Annotated in this window: 3 protein-coding genes; 1 reads left to right on the top strand and 2 read right to left on the bottom strand. The window is 70.1% G+C overall.

Annotated elements, in window-relative coordinates:
- Positions 1–616, bottom strand: a 616-nt coding sequence (locus HC022_RS26210; RefSeq protein ID WP_167454334.1) for a thiamine phosphate synthase, incomplete at its 3' end; no start/stop codon positions are given.
- 72 nt (positions 617–688) lie between these two features.
- Positions 689–1,018: a TfoX/Sxy family protein gene (locus HC022_RS26215; protein WP_008885917.1), complete on the bottom strand. Its 330-nt coding sequence runs from the start codon at positions 1,016–1,018 to the stop codon at positions 689–691.
- Between the two features lie 137 nt (positions 1,019–1,155).
- On the opposite strand from HC022_RS26215, the gene HC022_RS26220 reads away from it, so the two are divergent.
- Positions 1,156–1,560: RNA methyltransferase (locus tag HC022_RS26220; protein ID WP_167454335.1), on the top strand; the 405-nt coding region annotated here is incomplete at its 3' end.

Raw genomic sequence — 1,560 nt, forward strand, 5'->3', positions numbered from 1 at the left:
GCATCGCGGCGGTGAGTGCCGCGAGGGCCGCGACCGGGTCCTCGGCGCTCCAGATTTCCTCACCGATGCCGAAGAAGTCGGTGACCGGGGTCAGGCTGGCGACGAGCTCGGGCGTGAGACCGCCCTCGGCCACCACCGGCACCTCGATCATCTCGGACCACCACTGGAAGAGATCGCGGTCGGCCAGCGTGCCGTCGCCCAGCGACTCGCCGGAGAGGGGGCCGAAGGAGACATAATCCGCGCCGCCTTCTGCCGCGCCCATGCCGTCGTGGCGCGAGGCGCCGCAGAAGGCGCCGACGATGGCGTCCGGGCCAAGCTCCTTGCGGGCGTGGCGCACCGAGCGCGACCCGTCGGTGAGATGCACGCCGTCGAGCCCGAGCCTCTGGGCGAGCACCACGTGGGTGTCGATGACAAGCGCCACGTCATGAGCGTGGGCGATCTCGCGCACCGCGTCGGCGGCGCGCAGCAGCTTGTCCTCGTCGCGGGTGGCGAGGGCGAGGCGGAGGCAGGCGATCTCGGCCGCCTGCAGCACCGCATCGAGCCGCGCTGGGAACTCGGAGAGATCGAACTCCGGCGGCGTGATCAGGTAGAGCTGGGGCAGATCGGTCTCGGCCATTGCGGTCATCCTCGGAAAAACTTCCGGGCTGCATACACCGCCCGGAGGGGCAGTGCCAAGGCCCTGCCTTGGTCATTTCGGATCGAGCGTGGCAACGAAGGCCAGCGCCAGCCGGGTGAGATGCTCGCGGAGCGCGTCGTCGGCGAAGCCGTCCGGGTCGAGCGTCACGAAACCGCCCATCGTGCGCTCGCCCATAGTCATCGGGCCGGTATGCGGCAGGGCGAGCGCGCGGGGCACCTGCGCCTTGCCGACGCGGTAAAGCCCGTGGTCGCGGAAGGTGCCGCAGACCATGTTGCCGCGCGAGGTGAAGCAGAGCCCGCCGAACATGGCGATCTCACGCAGATCGGGCACCGCCGCGAGATCGCTCCGAAGGGTTTCTGCAAGGCCCTCGTCATGTGCCATGACCGGCGCTCCTGTGTCGGGGAATGCCCCCACCATAGAGGACGGATGCCACGCGCGGGGATATTTCCGGGGGGCAGAAGCCCGCTTGCCCTCGAATAGCGTGGCGCTTAGGGAGACGGCAGGACAAAGGAGAGGCCATGCCGAGCGACGTCAAACAGCCGGCCTTCGTGCTTGTGCGGCCCCAGATGGGCGAAAACATCGGTGCCGCGGCGCGCGCCATGTGGAATTTCGGGCTCGACCGGATGCGGCTGGTGAGCCCGCGCGACGGCTGGCCGAACCCGGCCTCGGTGGCCATGGCCTCTGGTGCGGGCCGGCTACTCGACGATGCGGTGCTGAGCGAGGACGTGGCGGGTGCGGTCGGCGACTGCGACCTGGTCTTTGCGACCACCGCCCGGCAGCGCGGCATGACCAAGCCGGTCTATTCCCCGGAAGAGGCGATGCGCGAGGCCGCCAGCCGGATCGCTGCGGGCGGCCGCGTGGCGGTGATGTTCGGCCCCGAACGGGCGGGGCTCGAGAACGCCGACGTGGCGCAGGCCAATGCC

The sequence above is a fragment of the Salipiger sp. HF18 genome, assembly GCF_011806505.1.
GTDB lineage: Bacteria > Pseudomonadota > Alphaproteobacteria > Rhodobacterales > Rhodobacteraceae > Salipiger > Salipiger thiooxidans.